At 51.1% G+C, this 13,532-nt stretch carries 14 protein-coding genes; 6 read left to right on the top strand and 8 right to left on the bottom strand.

The window, feature by feature from the left end; all coding sequences use genetic code 11:
- Window positions 1-19: 19 nt before the first annotated feature.
- Window positions 20-457 carry a single-stranded DNA-binding protein gene (locus BACSA_RS14820; RefSeq protein ID WP_013618845.1) on the bottom strand — a complete coding sequence of 146 codons (438 nt, stop codon included), beginning with the start codon at window positions 455-457 and terminating at the stop codon, window positions 20-22.
- A gap of 13 nt (window positions 458-470) precedes the next feature.
- Window positions 471-1,529: an A/G-specific adenine glycosylase gene (gene mutY / locus BACSA_RS14815; RefSeq protein WP_041584063.1), complete on the bottom strand. Its 1,059-nt coding sequence runs from the start codon at window positions 1,527-1,529 to the stop codon at window positions 471-473.
- A gap of 176 nt (window positions 1,530-1,705) precedes the next feature.
- Here mutY and BACSA_RS14810 point away from each other — a divergent pair, with 176 nt between their 5' ends.
- On the top strand, window positions 1,706-1,981 hold the full coding sequence (locus BACSA_RS14810) for an HU family DNA-binding protein (protein WP_013618843.1): 276 nt from the start codon (window positions 1,706-1,708) through the stop codon (window positions 1,979-1,981).
- Between the two features lie 259 nt (window positions 1,982-2,240).
- Entirely contained in the window at window positions 2,241-3,815 is a 1,575-nt protein-coding gene (locus BACSA_RS14805) for an Rne/Rng family ribonuclease (RefSeq protein WP_013618842.1), read from the top strand.
- Window positions 3,816-4,164: 349 nt separating this feature from the next.
- Here BACSA_RS14805 and BACSA_RS14800 read toward each other — a convergent pair whose 3' ends face one another.
- The 5 genes from BACSA_RS14800 to BACSA_RS14780 form a co-directional block, all read right to left on the bottom strand.
- Window positions 4,165-4,746 carry a Maf-like protein gene (locus BACSA_RS14800; RefSeq protein ID WP_041584450.1) on the bottom strand — a complete coding sequence of 194 codons (582 nt, stop codon included), beginning with the start codon at window positions 4,744-4,746 and terminating at the stop codon, window positions 4,165-4,167.
- 95 nt (window positions 4,747-4,841) lie between these two features.
- Window positions 4,842-5,360, bottom strand: a complete 519-nt coding sequence (locus BACSA_RS14795) for a KdsC family phosphatase (protein ID WP_013618840.1) — start codon at window positions 5,358-5,360, stop codon at window positions 4,842-4,844.
- The gene (locus BACSA_RS14790) at window positions 5,357-6,178 is read right to left on the bottom strand and encodes a Rossmann-like and DUF2520 domain-containing protein (RefSeq protein ID WP_013618839.1); all 822 of its coding nucleotides are present in this window, start codon (window positions 6,176-6,178) and stop codon (window positions 5,357-5,359) included. Before BACSA_RS14790 ends, BACSA_RS14795 begins: the two co-directional genes overlap by 4 nt.
- Before the next feature lie 14 nt (window positions 6,179-6,192).
- Window positions 6,193-6,525 carry a hypothetical protein gene (locus tag BACSA_RS14785; RefSeq protein ID WP_013618838.1) on the bottom strand — a complete coding sequence of 111 codons (333 nt, stop codon included), beginning with the start codon at window positions 6,523-6,525 and terminating at the stop codon, window positions 6,193-6,195.
- The gene (locus tag BACSA_RS14780) at window positions 6,522-7,058 is read right to left on the bottom strand and encodes a nitroreductase family protein (RefSeq protein ID WP_013618837.1); all 537 of its coding nucleotides are present in this window, start codon (window positions 7,056-7,058) and stop codon (window positions 6,522-6,524) included. Before BACSA_RS14780 ends, BACSA_RS14785 begins: the two co-directional genes overlap by 4 nt.
- Window positions 7,059-7,468: 410 nt before the next feature.
- On the opposite strand from BACSA_RS14780, the gene BACSA_RS14775 reads away from it, so the two are divergent.
- Window positions 7,469-8,443: a GNAT family N-acetyltransferase gene (locus BACSA_RS14775; protein ID WP_013618836.1), complete on the top strand. Its 975-nt coding sequence runs from the start codon at window positions 7,469-7,471 to the stop codon at window positions 8,441-8,443.
- A 279-nt stretch (window positions 8,444-8,722) separates the two neighbouring features.
- On the opposite strand, the gene BACSA_RS14770 is transcribed toward BACSA_RS14775, so the two are convergent.
- Window positions 8,723-10,282: an ATP-binding protein gene (locus BACSA_RS14770; RefSeq protein WP_013618835.1), complete on the bottom strand. Its 1,560-nt coding sequence runs from the start codon at window positions 10,280-10,282 to the stop codon at window positions 8,723-8,725.
- Between the two features lie 197 nt (window positions 10,283-10,479).
- Between BACSA_RS14770 and mce the strand changes: the two genes are divergently transcribed.
- The 3 genes from mce to BACSA_RS14755 all read left to right on the top strand — a co-directional run bounded on the left by mce (window position 10,480) and on the right by BACSA_RS14755 (window position 13,523).
- Complete coding sequence (mce, locus tag BACSA_RS14765) at window positions 10,480-10,884, top strand: methylmalonyl-CoA epimerase (protein WP_013618834.1); 405 nt, start codon at window positions 10,480-10,482, stop codon at window positions 10,882-10,884.
- 18 nt (window positions 10,885-10,902) lie between these two features.
- On the top strand, window positions 10,903-12,456 hold the full coding sequence (locus BACSA_RS14760) for an acyl-CoA carboxylase subunit beta (RefSeq protein WP_013618833.1): 1,554 nt from the start codon (window positions 10,903-10,905) through the stop codon (window positions 12,454-12,456).
- Between the two features lie 137 nt (window positions 12,457-12,593).
- Window positions 12,594-13,523: an OadG family transporter subunit gene (locus BACSA_RS14755; protein WP_013618832.1), complete on the top strand. Its 930-nt coding sequence runs from the start codon at window positions 12,594-12,596 to the stop codon at window positions 13,521-13,523.
- Window positions 13,524-13,532: the final 9 nt, after the last annotated feature.

Below are 13,532 nucleotides of genomic sequence, written 5' to 3'. Positions count from 1 at the left end.
AAGTTCATACGCCCAGTCCTTAAAAAGGCAGGTCCTCTGCGGCATCCGCCTGACGGGCAGGCTGTACAGGAGCGGAAGGCTGTGGCTGGGAAGCCGCCTGCTGGGGCTGTCCGCCGGCAACGGGGCGCGGCGTCAGCATTTCCATGTTATCGCCGAAAATCTCCACCACATAGCGTTTGATTCCGTTCTGGTCGTCATACGAACGCGAACGGATTTTCCCTTCTATATACAGCTTGTCGCCTTTGTGCACGTATTTCTCTGCCGTTTCAGCCAGTCCGCGCCACAACACGATGTTGTGCCATTCCGTACGTTCGGGCACCTGCGTGCCGTTCGCCAGGGTATATCCTCTTTCCGTAGTGGCAAGCGGGAATGCCGCCACCGCCACTCCATTATCCAGATAGCGCACATCCGGGTCTTTTCCCACATTGCCTATCAACTGAACTTTATTCAATGACATAATCTTTCCCGTTTTAAATATTTGGTTTCAAAAGTAGCGAAAAAAAACGAGATATCAAGCGCGGGACCGCAAATTTGTGCACATCCTCCATCAAAACTTTCTGAAACGCCCCTTGAGGCATCTCTCCCTCAGCCAGGGTGATTTCATAACAGTCGGCGTAAATCACCCGGTGCGACAGGACATGCTTCACCTGCCGGGCTACCGTACGGACGGACTGCACTTCGCATCCTCCGAACAGCCGGACGTATCCGGGAAGCCCGGGCACCTCCTCCTCTGCCACTTCCTTGCCGGCCTCCACCAGCGGGAATTCATACAGGTTGTGCCAAATGTCGCCGGCTCCGCGCTTATGAAGAAAGGTATACGCGCCCGCACGGACATAAAAATAAACGAAATAGCGGTTCGCCACCTTCGCCTTATGCCGCTTGACGGGAAGCGCCGCCACCAGCCCTTTCTGCAAGGCGGCGCAACTGTCCGCCAACGGGCAAAGCAGGCACGAAGGAGAGGAAGGCACACACTGGACCGCACCGAAATCCATAATCGCCTGATTGTACAGAGCCGGCGCAGACCGTTCCAGCAGCTCGTCTGCCAGCGCCGCAAACAGCTTCTTCCCCTTCCCCGTGTCTATCGGCTCTTCTATCCCCAGCCAGCGCGACAAGACCCGGTATACATTCCCGTCCACCACGGCACAAGGCATGCCGTAAGCAAACGAGCAGATAGCGGCGGCAGTATAGTCGCCCACCCCCTTCAGCCCGCGCACCTCCTCATACGTATCGGGGAAAGCCCCCCGCGCGGCTATCGAGCGGGCCGCCTCATGCAAATTCCGCGCACGGGAATAATAGCCCAGCCCCTGCCAATACTTCATCACCTCGTCCTCGTCCGCCCGCGCCAGGGAAAACACGTCGGGGAAACGCTCGACAAACCGGCAATAATAATCATACCCCTGCGCGACACGGGTCTGCTGCAGAATGATTTCCGATATCCATATCTTATAAGGGTCTTTCGTATCCCGCCAAGGCAAATCCCGCTTGTTTTCCTGATACCAACGTATCAATGTTTCTCCGAACCGACTCATCTTTTTATCCTTTTCAAAATTAAAAACACGTAAAGTCCTGCAAAAATACAGGTTTTGAAAACGCAAAAAACACTTTTTCTAAAATTTGTTCACAAGAAATTTCGCCATGAGCGAGAAAAGCTATATATTTGCAGTCCAAAAAATTAAGATAACGTATAACAATAATTATTAGCGCAATGACTAAAGCAGAGATTGTAAACGAAATTGCCAGAAATACCGGCATCGACAGACAAACGGTACTCACTACGCTGGAAGCATTTATGAATTCAGTAAAGACGTCATTATCAAATGATGAAAACGTATACCTCCGTGGGTTCGGCAGTTTCATCGTGAAGAAAAGAGCGCAGAAAACTGCCCGCAACATTTCAAAAAACACAACGATTATAATCCCGGAACACAACATTCCGGCATTCAAGCCGGCAAAGACGTTTACTCTTTCAGTAAAAAAATAAATCAACATTAGTATTAACCCTATAAAATTTTGAAGCTATGCCAAGCGGAAAGAAAAGAAAAAGACATAAAATGTCTACACACAAGCGCAAAAAAAGACTAAGAAAGAACAGACATAAAAGCAAAAAATAATTGTTAGTCTGTCCGACTTCAATAAAGAACAAACTTGCAAAGCTCCTACATAGTCTTTCAGGTTTGTTCTTTGTGTATGAAGAGCCTTATAATCATTAAATTATTAACCTCAAAAAAACAAGTAATCAAGTGACAAGCGAATTAGTAGTAGATGTACAGCCGAAAGAGATTTCAATCGCCCTGCTGGAGGATAAGAATCTGGTAGAGTTCCAGAAAGAAGAAAGGAACCTTTCTTTCTCTGTCGGCAACATGTACGTGGGCAAAGTCAGGAAACTGATGCCCGGACTGAACGCCTGCTTTGTAGATGTCGGTTTCGAAAAAGACGCTTTCCTTCATTACTTAGACCTCGGACCTCAATTCCTTTCTTTTCAGAAGTATCTGAAGCAAGTTATCAGCGACCGGAAAAAACTTTATCCCATGGCGAAAGCTTCCATGCTGCCCGACATCGAAAAAGAGGGAAGCATCTCGAACATCCTTCAGCAAGGACAGGAAGTAATCGTGCAAATCGTAAAAGAGCCCATATCGACCAAAGGGCCGCGCCTGACGTGCGAGCTGTCGTTCGCCGGAAGGTATCTGGTGCTTATCCCCTTCAACGATAAAGTTTCGGTCTCGCAAAAAATCAAGTCGAGCGAAGAACGCGCGCGCCTGAAACAATTGCTGCAAAGCATCAAGCCGAAAAACTTCGGCGTCATCGTACGCACGGTGGCAGAAGGGAAGCGCGTGGCAGAACTGGACGCCGAACTGAAAGTATTGCTGAAACATTGGGAAGAGACCATCACAAAAGTACAAAAGGCAACCAAAATGCCTACACTGGTCTACGAAGAGACAAGCCGCACGGTAGCCATGCTGCGCGACCTGTTCAACCCTTCGTACGAAAACATCTACGTGAACGACGAGACCGTTTACAACGAAGTAAAGAATTATGTAGCCCTGATAGCCCCCGAACGTGTGGGTATTGTCAAGCTATACAAAGGCCAGCTTCCCATTTTCGATAACTTTGCCATCACCAAACAAATCAAGTCATCGTTCGGCAAGACCGTCTCCTACAAAAGCGGGGCTTATCTGATTATCGAGCATACCGAAGCGCTGCACGTAGTGGACGTGAACAGCGGTAACCGTTCGAAATCTGCCAACGGACAAGAAGCCAATGCCCTCGATGTGAACTTGGGCGCAGCCGATGAGTTGGCGCGCCAGCTACGGCTGAGGGACATGGGAGGCATCATTGTCGTCGACTTCATCGACATGAACCTTGCCGAGAACAGGCAGAAGCTCTACGAACGCATGTGCCAGAACATGCAGAAAGACCGCGCGAAACACAACATCCTGCCCCTCAGCAAATTCGGGCTGATGCAGATAACGCGCCAGCGCGTGCGTCCGGCAATGGATGTCACCACCGACGAAAACTGCCCCACTTGTTTCGGGAAAGGGAAAATCAAGCCCTCCATCCTGTTCACAGATACGCTGGAAAGTAAAATAGACTACCTGGTCAATAAGTTGAAGGTAAAGAAATTTACATTGCACATCCACCCCTACGTAGCGGCATACATCAACCAAGGGATTGTATCGCTGAAACGGAAATGGCAGATGAAATACGGCTTCGGCATCAAGATTATCCCGAACCAAAGCCTTGCCTTCCTGCAATATAAATTCTACGATGCCCACAATGAGGAAATCGACATGAAAGAGGAGTTCGAAATCAAGTAAAAAGAAGTCCGTCTGATTTTCAGAAAAGCTGTCTCAAAATGGAAGCTGTTTTTTCATTTTGAGACAGCTTTTTTTCCGCACATACTCATATAATCGTGATTCTTTCTATTGAACACATAGACACAGAGCATGCAGTAGAGACGTCACATTGTGGCGTCTCCCCAACCGAAGGGTTACTATATGTTTTTGTATGTGAATGTCTTGCAGATGCATTCAGAGACGCCACAATGTGACGTCTCTACTAAAAACGGGCTATAGTTTTTCGCAATTCATTTCTGATTGACTATAAAACTCTGCGTCTTTGCGTCTCTGCGTTCCATTCCATTTTCCGCAAACCGGTTTTGTTTTCCTATAACGCCTTGAGTTCCTGGTAAAGCCGCTGCACGGGAAGCCCCATCACATTATAAAACGAGCCTTGCATGCCGGTGACACCCACATACCCAATCCATTCCTGCACCCCGTAGGCGCCCGCCTTGTCAAACGGACGGTAACGGGAGACATAATACCAGATTTCGTCCTCGCCCAGCGCCGCGAACGTCACATCCGTCACCGCTGCGAACGCCTTCTGGAAGTCAACCGTAGTCAGGCATACCCCTGTAATGACCTGATGCGTCCGCCCCGACAGCTTGCGGAGCATCCGGCACGCATCTTCTTCGTCTGCCGGCTTTCCCAACACTTCCCCGTCGACGAAAACAATGGTATCCGCCGTAATAATCAACTCGTCCGCTTCCATGTCCTTGCGGTATGCGTCCGCCTTCTCACGGGCGATGTACACCGGAATCTCCTCCCCGCTCAACGTATCCGGGTATGTCTCGTCAATGCCCGGCAACACTTTAACCTCATACGCAATGCCCAGCCCCGAAAGCAATTCCCTGCGCCGGAGCGAATTGGAAGCAAGCTTCACCTTGTATTTCTGCAAATTCTCTAACACCATATATTTTATTTACTTATGAAAAAAACTCACCACAGAGGAAAGATTTTAAAGCCTCTGTGCGCCTTTGTGCCCTCTGTGGCGAACAAAGAAATTCACCATCCGAACGCATCAGCGTGCGACATCCACTTGCCTTGCGCCCGCAAGACCTGCTCTATCACATCGCGCCCGCATCCGCATCCCCCGTTCCGGTGGGAAATGTACCGGCACACCGCCTTGATTTCGGGAGCGGCATCGGCTGGACAACAAGACAGGCCCGCCAGACGCAGCACGTCATAATCGGGGATATCGTCGCCCATATACAGCACCTCCTCCGGCTTCAGGCTGCGCCGGGAAAGCCAGTCGGCAAACTCGTTCGTCTTGACAGACGCACCTATGTAAATGTCTTTCACGCCCAACGCCTCGTAGCGCTTCCGGATGGCTTCCGAACGCCCGCCGGTAATGATAGCGACGTGCAAGCCGCATTTCACGGCAAACTGAAGGGCGTATCCGTCCTTAATATTCAGGGTCCGCATAGGCTCCCCTTTCGCATCCATCGGAACAGTTTCCGCACTCAATACCCCGTCGACATCGAATGCCATTGCCCTTATCTTTGTCAAATCGTAATTTATCATTTGAGTTTGTGAATTAATTGAGACTTGTCCTCCTCATGAATGCTCCGGCTGATCTTCTCATACAGCTCTGCCAGACGCGGTTCGCCGGCAAGCATTTCCAGGTGCTTTCCGATGACGTTCCCGTCATACCGCCGTGCCGGACCGGTCTGCGCTTCCGCCGGAGGCAATTCGTGCACCTTCCGTGCCGTTTCGTCAATCAATGGCAGCATAGCCTCGAAAGGCAAGCCGTGGGCAGCCAGCAGGCGATGTGCCAAGGCATACATGTGATTGGTGAAATTGCAGGCGAACACCGCCGCAATGTGCAGATACCGGCGTTGCTCGGACGTAGCTTCGTAGGCGTGCCCGCCTATCCGCTCCGCCAGCGCCCTTAACGCTCCGGCCTCTTCTTCGCCCGAACCTTCGATAAAGAAAGGAACAGCCGTAAAGTCTACCGCCCTGCCCTTGCTGAAGGTCTGCATCGGATAAAGCACCCCGTAACGGTGGGCTTCACCCTTCCATACATCCATCGGCATGCTTCCTGCCGTATGCACGAACAAGGCTTCCGGATTGCGGCGCACCAAAGGCGGAACCACTTCTGCCAATACCGAATCTTTGACAGATACGATGTAAAGCCCGGCATCCGGCACTATCCGGCTGATGTCCGTCGTATAGGGGCATCCCAGTTTCTCCGCCAATGCCGAGGCAGACTCCCCGGTGCGGCTGAACACCTGAACCACGGCATATCCGGCATCACACAAAGCCGTCCCCAAGTGGGTCGCCACGTTTCCGGCACCCACTAATACTATTTTTTCAATTGACAATGATTCTTCATTCTTCATTTTTCATTCTTCATTTACCGTGAGGAAAGCCAATAGAGCAGGATGCCTATCAGGAGCAATGCCGCCGGAAGCAGATAGCCCGACATCTGCCCCAGCAAGGAAACCACCAGCCCGATATTCTGTATCAGCCAGATGCCTGCCAAAACGAGTCCTACCGACTTGTCCGACTTGAACCATAGGAAAATCACCGCCGCATAGAGCAGCATCGTGTCTTTCTGCATCACCCACGGCAAGCCGTGCGAGGCAAAGCCAATCAGGCGGTCTGCCAAATACAAGATGCCCATAAGAGCCAGGAACACCGCCACAGCCCGGTAGGTGTCTTTGTGATTCGAAGCCTTTGCCGTCATTCTCCCTTGTATTTATTAAGGTGGACTTTCTCCCACAGCAGCTTGCTTTCATCGAACGGTTTCCGCTCCATGCCTTTATGCCCTATGGCAATGATGGAAAGCACCTGAAGCTGCAAAGGGATGTCCAATACACCCTGTACGTATTCGCCGGCAGGCATCCCCGCAGCGGTATAACGCTCGCGTACCTGAATCCAGCAACTCCCCAGCCCCAAATCCTCTGCCTGAAGCTGAATCATGAGAGACGCCACCGAAGCATCTTCTATCCACACATCGCTTGCCAACGGATCTGCCAGCACGACAATGGCAAGCGGAGCGTCTTTCAGGAAATCGGCTCCCGAAGCCTTGCATTTCGACAACAGCTCAAGCGTATGCTTCTCGTCGACCACGACAAACTGCCAGCAGTTGCTCCGCTTGGAAGAAGGGGACATCAAGGCTGCCCGCAACAAAGCCACCACTTCGTCCTGCGTCAGTTCTTCTCCGGTAAACTTGCGCATGCTGCGCCGCCTCTTTATCAAATCACTGAAATTTTCCATAAACCCTTATTATTTATCCGGACAAAGATACTCGTAAAAACTGGAAAGGTCAAATTTTACGAGAACAATTGTCACACCGCCCGCAACCGGCAACTCCTCCATTCATGCGGGGAAACACGGACGCCCGCGACGGAAGACAAGGGCAGCCGCAATAAAAATAACAGAATGGAACGCAAACATCCTATGTAGGGGCGTATCGCATACGCCCGAATGCATCAACTAATCCACGTGATGTTTTCAGGGCGTATGCAATACGCCCCCTACATGGCAATTGTCGTCACGGCGTGACATAAGGAATGTTTATTTCTCCGTATCTCTGTGTCTCTGTGCCTCTGTGTCCAAACCTATGTGTTCAATAATAGCAAACCGTAAAATCGTAAATTTAAAAAAAGTTTTATCTTTGCATTGCTATGGCTATCCGAATATGCACATACGACCGCTCGAAAGATATTCCGGTTCTTCCGGGAACGAATATCTTTCATTCTACCGAATTGTTCCGGGTACTGGAACAAACTCCCGGCTACCGCCCGACCTTGCTGGTGGCATGGGAAAACGAGCTTCCCATCGGGAAGCTGCTTTGCATCACGCGCCGCAACGCACGGCTTACCGGACTTCGGAAAAAGACATACGCATACGGCACCGGCGAATATTTCAACACCCCGCGCAAAGCCGATGAAATCTTCGGGGAATTCCTCTCCTACTTTACGGTAAAGTTTCAGGAGCAGTCTTTCTTCCTGGAATTCAGGAACCTGGAAGAGCCTCTTTTCGGCTACCGCTATTTCCGGCAGAACGGATTCTTCCCCGTCCGCTGGCTCCGGGTGCGCAACTCCCTCCACCACCAGACCCTCGACAAATGGATCAGCGCGTCACGCAAAAGACAAATCGCCCGAGGGCTGAAAAACGGCGCCACAATGGAGATTGCACGGACGCAGGAAGACATCGAATCCTTCTTCGGCCTTCTGAGGAAATATTACGCGGCAAAAATACACCGCCACCTTCCCGACCTGCGCTTTTTCATCGCCTTGCTGAAACAACCCTCCGAACGGGAAGTAGGGCAAATCTTCCTCGTCCGCTACAAGGACAAAGTCATCGGCGGCTCGGTATGCCTGTTCTCGCAAGAAACGGCCTACCTGCTTTTCTCGGCAGGCATGAGCAAAACCTACCCCCTCCTCTACCCGGGTGTGCTTGCCGTATGGAATGCCATGACCTACGCCCGCCAGCAAGGCTACCGGCATTTCGAATTCATCGAAGCAGGCATTCCGTTCAAAAAATATACCTACCGCGATTTCATCCTCCGTTTCGGAGGCAGGCAGTTGAGCACCCGCCGCTGGTTCCGCATCCGCTGGAAATGGCTGAACAGGCTGCTGATTTATTTCTATATATAACATGTGTTTCACCACAGAGTCTTTGCGTCACGCCGTAACGAACCAACTGCACCAAAAAAAATCGGCGCGCATCCCTGCGAGCCGATTATAACATAGATTACTAATATAAGTAAAATGTGTGTGTGAGGACGCTTCCCCACGATTGATAGAGATATAAATACGTTTTAGTTGCTAATGAAACAAGCAAGCACGCTCTTGCTTGCATTAAGGAGAACAACCGCCGAGGCGTTTTGTTCAATGTCCGGTGATATTTTTTTCATTTTATATCTTCCGGCGTTTTCATTCGATGACCCAGCCGGACAATGTATGCCGTCCGCTGTCGAAGCTGACGCCCACTTTCACTACCGGAAGCCCGCAAAGAGCGAAGCGTTCGGGGTATTGCTTCAGGTCGATTTGCCTCATCGCCTCACCGGCATCCTTATCGAGTTTCACCTCTATTATATATAAGGTGTCGTGCGTGCGCATCACCACGTCTACCCTGCCCTGCGGCGTACGGACCTCCACATCCGCAAAACTGCCCAGCAAGGTGAATATCAGGTAAAGCATCTGCTGATAATGCCCCTCGTAACGCGTGTTCTCGCAATAAGGCACGGTGGAAAGCACCGTCTGCATCAGGCGCAAAGCCCCGTCCATGTCTCCGAAATGGATGCATTCCGCCATTTCGCCCACCAGCGTATTCAGCTCGGCAGGACGGCGCACGTAGTTAGGCAGCAAGCTTCTCATCAGCCCGATGCGCACCTCCCGGTTCGGGATATCCAGCAGATACAGGCCGGAGAAAGCCGAATAGTTCTTGATGGTCAGGTAGCCGCTCTGGTAGAAAAGCGGAGTGATATCGGTCATGCGCTCGGTAGGGGCATCAAAATCGCTTGCTTCACACTTCCGCCCGCTTATCTCCTGCGGAATCACCTGGTATTTGTCCAGCATCTCAATCAAGTACGTCGGAGTGCCGCTCCCGAACCAGTAAGATTCTATCTTCCCTTTGCTGAACGCCGCCATCAGGCTGAACGGATTGTACACATCGGGCGAGGGCCAGGCGAAATGATAGCCGTCGTAATAGGTCTTCAACTGCTGCAAAGCATCCTCCTTGGTGGTCCCCATCCGTTCTGCCAGCCATACGGTATCGGCGTCCATCTGTGTGCGCATCTCTTCTTCCGTAATGCCGCACACGGCGGCATAAGACGTATCCATGCTGATATTCTCTATGTTGTTCAGCTCACTGAAGATGCTAAGCTGCGAGAACTTGGTGATGCCTGTCAGGAACACATAACGCAAATACTGCCCGCACGCCTTCAGCGGACTGTAGAAATTGCGCATCACATTGCGCAACACAGGCAGATTCTCGTCTTCGTGCATGACATCCAGCAGAGGGGCGTCGTATTCGTCAATCAAAATCACCACTCCCTTACCCGTCTGTTGAAAAGCGCGTTCTATCAGCCCTTGCAGGCGTTGATTGATTTCTATGTCTTTTTCTTCCCGTCCATAGATTTTCTCATAAGCGAACAATTTCCTGTCTAATTCCCTTTCCAATCCTTCCTTGCTCAAGTTCTTTGCCGTACTCATATCGAAGTGCAGCACCGGATACGAGGTCCATTCCGTTTCCAGCCGTTCGATGGCAAGCCCCTCGAACAGCTCCTTGCGACCTTCGAAATAACAGTGCAGCGTATCGGTAAGCAACGACTTGCCGAAACGGCGCGGACGGTTCAGAAACATGTATCTGTTGTCGGAATGCGTCATGCGGTAGACGTATTCCGTCTTGTCGACATACAGATAATTCTCTTTCCGGATTATCGAAAACACCTGAATGCCATACGGGTATTTTCTTCGTTCTATGGGTTTCATACACATTGCGTTTACAGATATACCACAAAAGTAAGCATTTTATCCCAGCTACGCAACAACCCGCACGGCAGAAACAATCTCACGCCTTCTCTTTAAAATAAATCGAAGAAAAATTTCGTATTTCGCACATTTTTCTTTTCTTTGTGCAGTTATTACGAACGACTTTAGTATTTAATACCCTATAAAAAACAACAAGTATGAAAATTTCTCACATCGAACACTTGGGCATTGCCGTAAAGAGCATCGAAGAAGCCCTTCCGTATTACGAAAAAGTTCTCGGACTGACCTGCTACAACATAGAGACTGTAGAAGACCAAAAAGTAAAGACCGCTTTCCTGAAATGCGGAGACACCAAAATCGAATTGTTGGAACCGACCAGTCCGGACAGTACCATCGCCAGTTTCATTGAAAAGCGAGGCATGGGCATCCATCACCTCGCCTTCGCCATCGAAGACGGAGTGGCAAACGCCTTGGCAGAAGCCGAGGGAGCGGGCATACGCCTGATTGACAAGGCTCCGCGCAAAGGGGCGGAAAACCTGCAGATTGCTTTCCTGCATCCTAAATCGACGATGGGTGTACTGACTGAATTGTGTGAAAAATAACCATTTAAACTTAATGCCATGAGTAACCAACTTGAAAAAGTAAAAGAACTGATCGAGCTGCGTGCCCAAGCCCGTTTGGGAGGCGGCGAGAAAGCGATTGAGAAACAACACGCGAAAGGGAAATATACAGCACGCGAACGCATCTCCATGCTGCTCGACGAAGGCAGCTTCGAAGAAATGGACATGTTCGTGAAACACCGTTGCACCAACTTCGGCATGGACAAGAAACAATACCTGGGCGACGGCGTAGTAACCGGATACGGAACCATCGAGGGACGGTTGGTGTATGTCTTTGCACAAGACTTTACCGTATCGGCAGGCTCGCTGTCGGAAACCATGTCGCAAAAGATTTGCAAGGTGATGGATATGGCGATGAAGATGGGCGCACCCGTCATCGGGCTGAACGACTCGGGAGGCGCACGCATCCAGGAAGGCATTAACGCGCTGGCAGGATATGCCGAGATATTCCAGCGCAATATTCTGGCATCCGGCGTAGTTCCGCAAATCTCCGGCATCTTCGGTCCCTGCGCGGGAGGAGCCGTTTACTCTCCTGCCCTGACCGACTTCACCCTGATGATGGAAGGAACGTCGTACATGTTCCTCACCGGGCCGAAAGTGGTGAAGACCGTTACCGGCGAAGACGTGACTCAGGAAATTTTAGGAGGCGCCAGCGTGCACTCTACCCGCTCGGGCGTAACACACTTTACCGCCGCCACCGAAGAAGAAGGATTGACCCTCATCCGCAAGCTTCTGAGCTACATTCCCCAAAACAACCTTGAAGAACCGCCTTACGTGGACTGTACCGACCCGATAGACCGGTTGGAAGACTCATTAAATGAAATCGTCCCCGACAGCCCCAACAAGCCTTACGACATGTATGAGGTAATCGGAGCCATTGTCGACAACGGCGAGTTTCTGGAAGTGCAACGCGACTTCGCCAAAAACATCATCATCGGTTTCGCCCGCTTCAACGGACAGTCGGTGGGCATCGTAGCCAACCAACCCAAATTCCTTGCAGGCGTGCTCGACTGCAACTCCTCACGCAAGGGCGCACGCTTCGTCCGCTTCTGCGACGCGTTCAACATCCCCATCGTGTCACTGGTCGACGTGCCGGGCTTCCTGCCGGGTACCGGACAAGAATACAACGCCGTCATCCTGCACGGAGCCAAACTGCTGTATGCATACGGCGAGGCTACGGTGCCTAAGGTGACCGTCACCCTCCGCAAGTCGTACGGAGGCTCGCACATCGTGATGAGCTGCAAGCAGCTGCGCGGCGACATGAACTACGCATGGCCTACTGCCGAAATCGCCGTCATGGGAGGCGCAGGAGCCGTAGAAGTGCTCTATGCCAAGGAAGCCAAGGAAGCTGCCGACCCGAAAGCCTTTATGGCAGAGAAGGAAGCCGAATATACCAAGTTGTTTGCCAACCCATACAATGCGGCGAAGTACGGGTATATCGATGATGTCATCGAACCGCGCAACACACGTTTCCGCATCATCCGTGCCCTGCAGCAATTGCAGACCAAGAAGCAGACCAATCCGGCAAAGAAACACGGGAACATTCCTTTGTAAATGAGTTTATAAGTTTTGAGCTTTTAAGTTCTTGAGTTCTTGAGTTTCTCAACTTACAAACTTAAAAACTTAAAGACTCAAGAACTTACGAACCCAAGAACTTAAGAACTTAAAAACTCAAAAAAACGCGTTTAATTATGAATAAATATATAGCCGGAATATTTTTCGCATCCGCCCTGCTGGGAGCATTCTGTTCGTGCACCACGCCGGAAGCCAAGAGTAAAATCGTCATCAACGAAGTGCTGGTAGACAACCAGGAAAACTTTCAGGACGATTACGGCGTGCATAGCGGATGGGTGGAAATATTCAACACCTCTTACAACAGTGTCAACCTTGCCGGATGCTACCTGAAAGTAAGCAGCGAGCCGGGCGACACCCTCTCTTATTTCATTCCGAAGGGCGACGTGCTGACCGCCATCAGCCCGCGCCAGCATGCGTTGTTCTGGGCAGACGGAGCACCGCGCCGAGGCACTTTCCATACCAATTTCGTACTGAGCAAGACGAAAGACAACTGGATAGGGCTGTACGATTCGGGCAAAAAGCTGCTGGACGAAATCGTGGTGCCGGCAGGAGTCCTGAAGACAGACCAGTCGTATGCACGGATAAGCGACGGATCAGACGAATGGGAAGTGAAGGATGACAGCGAAACCAAATACGTCACTCCCAGCACGAACAACCAGACGCTGGAAGGGAATCCGAAGATGGACAAGTTCGAACAGCACGACTCGGCGGGATTCGGCATGACCATTACGGCCATGTGCGTAGTGTTTACAGGACTTATCCTGCTGTACATCAGCTTCCGGATAGTAGGCAAGATTGCCGTCAAGCTGCGCAAGCGCAACGCCATGAAGGCACACAACATCACCGACAAGCAGGAAGCCAAGGAACGCCGGCTGGGCGAAGCGCCGGGCGACGTGATAGCCGCCATTGCCATGGCGCTGCATGAAGCGCAGGGAAGCGACCACGACGTGGAAGAAACCATCCTGACCATCAGCCGCGTGAAACGGAGCTACTCGCCGTGGAGCTCGAAGATTTACACCCTGCGCGAAAATCCTCACAAGAAATAACCCTCTAAC

The organism is Phocaeicola salanitronis DSM 18170 (assembly GCF_000190575.1).
GTDB lineage: Bacteria > Bacteroidota > Bacteroidia > Bacteroidales > Bacteroidaceae > Phocaeicola > Phocaeicola salanitronis.
This window is presented reverse-complemented; position numbering and strand designations above follow the sequence as displayed.

What these genes read in the sequence shown, in the direction of transcription:
- BACSA_RS14785 (WP_013618838.1), bottom strand. Translation starts at nt 6,525, where the DNA reads ATGACGGCAAAGGCTTCGAATCACAAAGACACCTACCGGGCTGTGGCG.
- BACSA_RS14795 (WP_013618840.1), bottom strand. Translation starts at nt 5,360, where the DNA reads ATGATAAATTACGATTTGACAAAGATAAGGGCAATGGCATTCGATGTC.
- BACSA_RS14790 (WP_013618839.1), bottom strand. Translation starts at nt 6,178, where the DNA reads ATGAAGAATGAAGAATCATTGTCAATTGAAAAAATAGTATTAGTGGGT.
- BACSA_RS14755 (WP_013618832.1), top strand. Translation starts at nt 12,594, where the DNA reads ATGAATAAATATATAGCCGGAATATTTTTCGCATCCGCCCTGCTGGGA.
- BACSA_RS14820 (WP_013618845.1), bottom strand. Translation starts at nt 457, where the DNA reads ATGTCATTGAATAAAGTTCAGTTGATAGGCAATGTGGGAAAAGACCCG.
- BACSA_RS14775 (WP_013618836.1), top strand. Translation starts at nt 7,469, where the DNA reads ATGGCTATCCGAATATGCACATACGACCGCTCGAAAGATATTCCGGTT.
- BACSA_RS14780 (WP_013618837.1), bottom strand. Translation starts at nt 7,058, where the DNA reads ATGGAAAATTTCAGTGATTTGATAAAGAGGCGGCGCAGCATGCGCAAG.
- mce (WP_013618834.1), top strand. Translation starts at nt 10,480, where the DNA reads ATGAAAATTTCTCACATCGAACACTTGGGCATTGCCGTAAAGAGCATC.
- BACSA_RS14760 (WP_013618833.1), top strand. Translation starts at nt 10,903, where the DNA reads ATGAGTAACCAACTTGAAAAAGTAAAAGAACTGATCGAGCTGCGTGCC.
- mutY (WP_041584063.1), bottom strand. Translation starts at nt 1,529, where the DNA reads ATGAGTCGGTTCGGAGAAACATTGATACGTTGGTATCAGGAAAACAAG.
- BACSA_RS14770 (WP_013618835.1), bottom strand. Translation starts at nt 10,282, where the DNA reads ATGAAACCCATAGAACGAAGAAAATACCCGTATGGCATTCAGGTGTTT.
- BACSA_RS14810 (WP_013618843.1), top strand. Translation starts at nt 1,706, where the DNA reads ATGACTAAAGCAGAGATTGTAAACGAAATTGCCAGAAATACCGGCATC.